The organism is Nocardia seriolae NBRC 15557 (assembly GCF_007990715.1).
GTDB classification, from domain to species: domain Bacteria; phylum Actinomycetota; class Actinomycetes; order Mycobacteriales; family Mycobacteriaceae; genus Nocardia; species Nocardia seriolae.
In genome coordinates, this window is the sequence record NZ_BJWY01000236.1 from 1 (window position 1) to 3069 (window position 3069).

At 71.0% G+C, this 3069-nt stretch carries 1 protein-coding gene and 1 pseudogene; both read right to left on the bottom strand.

Going from position 1 to position 3069, the window contains the following annotated elements; genetic code table 11:
- Window positions 1-4 precede the first annotated feature (4 nt).
- A complete protein-coding gene (locus NS2_RS35315) occupies window positions 5-904 on the bottom strand; it encodes an HAD-IIA family hydrolase (RefSeq protein ID WP_033091705.1) in 900 nt (299 codons plus the stop codon).
- A 324-nt stretch (window positions 905-1228) separates the two neighbouring features.
- Window positions 1229-2176 (bottom strand): annotated as a pseudogene (locus NS2_RS35320) (hypothetical protein); the annotation flags it as partial.
- Between the last annotated feature and the right edge of the window lie 893 nt (window positions 2177-3069).

Genomic DNA, 3069 nt, shown 5'->3' on the forward strand with positions numbered 1-3069 from the left:
AGTACTAGTCCACGGTCGGCCGGACCGGTATTGCGCGGCCGGGGGTTTCACGCAGCCGGGCCGCGATGACCTCGGCGATATCGCCGGTACCCGGCACCACCGGGTCCATGTCGGCGACCGGATGGTTCAGGGCATCGAGCGATTCGGCGATGTAGGTGGGCATGCGGTCGGCGGGCTGGTTACGCAGATCCGCGAGGGTGCTCACGCCGGTGAGCACCATCAGGGACTCCAGGCCCGTGGCGTGGGCGCCGTCGATGTCGGTGTCGAGGCGGTCGCCGACCACCAGGGCGTCGCGGGTGGCCGCGCGTTCGAGCGCGTCCTCCATCAGGGGCGCATAGGGTTTGCCCGCCACCAGGGGCTCGAGACCGGAGGCCTGGCGCAGCGCCGCGACCATGGAGCCGTTGCCGGGGGCCAGGCCGCGTTCGGTGGGGAGGGTGGCGTCGGTGTTGGCGGCCACCCACAGTGCACCGGAGCGCAGCGCGTAGGCGGCCTCGGCCAGATCCGCCCAGGCGGTCCGGGGCGAGTGGCCCTGGATCACCGCGCTGGGGACCACCCCGTCGAAGCGGCGGACCGCCTGCAGGCCGACGTTTTCCACCTCGGACATCAGGTCGTCGGTGCCGACGACGAGCACGGTGGAGCCGGTCGGGACGCGGTGCGCGAGCAGCCGCGCGGCCGCCTGGGCGCTGGTCACCACCTCGTCCTCGTGGGCGTCGAAGCCCAGCTCGCGCAGGTGCAGCGCGACCGCGTCGGCCGAGCGGCTGGCATTGTTCGTGACATACATCAGGCGCTGACCGGAGTCGGCCGCCGAAAGCGCTTCCGGCGCACCGGGAATCGGCTTGTGGCCGCGGAACAGGGTTCCGTCCAGATCCAGCAGCAGGGCTTCGAAGCGGTCCCGCAGTCGCATTACAGCGTCCCTCTCATCACTGTTCGCAGATCGCTCATCATTGTTCGCAGATCTCTCATCGCTGTGCATAAATCTCATCGCTGTGCACAGATACGAAAAGACCGTGCGGCCACGCAGTTGCGCGGCCGCACGGTCGAAATCACTTGCCGGGCCTCAGTTCTCGGCGTCGCGGTCGGACTTCTCCGCGGCTTCGGACGGCTCCGACAGCTCGGACTTCGCGGCGGCGGCATCCGCCACGTCCGCGGTGTCCTCATCGCCCTCATCGCCGTCGGCCTCGTCGCCCTCGTCCTCCTCGTCGAAGGCCGCGGTCCAATCCGCGCCACCCTCACCGGAGAGTTCGGCGGCGCGCTCTTCGGCGTCGGTCTCGCCGTCGAGGTCCGCGGAGGCGGCGTTCATGAACCAGGTGAGCGACTCTTCCTCGCGTCCCGCGGCCAGCAGCGCCTCTGCGTAGGCGTAGAACAGGCGCGCCGCGGCGGATCCGGTGCGGGCCGGATCGAGCTCGGCGGTCTGCAAAGTGACCACGGCCTGATCGAACTGGCCCAGATCCATGCGCGCACCCGCGACCACGATGCGCAGCTCGGTGGCCTCATCGCCCTGCAGAGCCCGCGCCTCGTCACTGCGGCCCAGCTCGATGGCCCGCTCGGGACGGCCCAGTCCGCGCTCGCAGTCGGCCATGACGGCCAGCAGCCCTGCGCCACCGGACATCCGGCGCGCGGTGCGCAGCTCGGACAGCGCCTCGGCCCACTCACCCGCGTGATAGGCGGCGACACCGGCGGTCTCGCGCACCACCGCGATCCGGCCGGCCCGCTGCCGCGCCGCGCGAGCGTGCGCCAGCGCCGCTTCCGGATCCTCGTCCAGCAGTTGCGCCACCATCACCAGGTGCCGCGCCACCGACTCGGCATTGCCCTTGTCCAGGCTCAGCAGATCGCGACGGACGGCCGGCTCGAGATCGGAGGCCTGCACGTCGTCGGGCAGCGCCGGCTCATCCGGACGGCCCGAACGCCGCTCCCCCGGCTTCCCGCCGCCGACGCGCGCACCCTCGCCGCCCCGGCGACGGTCCTGACCACCGTCGAAAGGCCGCTTCTCGGCCCGCTCGAAATCCCGTTCCTCGCCCCGGTTCTCGCGGCTCTCGCGGCGTTCGTCACCGAAACCGTTGCGTTCGAACGGCTTCCGCTCGTCCCGACCGCCCCGGTCCCGATCGAATCCCCGTCCGCCACCACGGTTCTCGCCGCCCCGGTTGAACCCGCCCTCACGACGGTCCCCACCACCGCGATTGAAGCCGCCCTCACGCCGCTCACCACGGTCGAAGCCGCCCTCACGACGATCCCGGTTGAACCCGCCTTCACGACGGTCCCCGCCGCCCCGGTTGAAGCCGCCCTCACGCCGCTCACCACGGTCGAAGCCGCCCTCACGACGATCCCGGTTGAACCCGCCTTCACGACGCTCACCGCCACCGCGATTGAAGCCACCTTCACGACGTTCGCCACCACCGCGGTTGAAGCCGCCCTCACGACGCTCACCGCCGCCCCGGTTGAAGCCGCCCTCACGGCGTTCGCCACCGCCACGGTTGAAGCCACCTTCACGACGCTCACCGCCACCGCGGTTGAAGCCACCTTCACGACGTTCGCCACCACCGCGGTTGAAGCCGCCCTCACGGCGTTCGCCGCCGCCCCGGTTGAAGCCACCTTCACGGCGTTCGCCTCCGCCACGGTTGTTGCCGCCCTCGCCCCGGTAGCCGCCGCGGTCGCGGTCGCCTTCGGAGCGGTTCCAGCCGCCGCGCTCGTTGTCGCGGCCGCGGTTGAAGCCGCCGTCGCGGTTGGATCCACCGCCGCGGTTGAAGCCGCCCTCACGGTTGCCGCCGTCGCGACGCGGTCCGCCGTACGACCGCCCCTGGTCACGTCGTTCGTTGTCGTCGCGCCGGCCGTAGCCGCCCTGTCCGGTCCCACCGTCGTTGCGGCGGAAGGGTTTGCGGCCGTCGTTCTGCTCCGCCACGGTGATCCCTCTCTGTTCTTGTAGCCTGCGGTACCCGGCCACGGCGCTGGAGCGCGTGAGGAGGGCCGGTGGGCTATCCCACACCACCCCAAATTCAATCACGCGCCCTCGAGCGTCAACGCAGCACCGGGTGCTTAAACGCCGATAAGGGGACCCGAAGTGGGTCCCCTTAT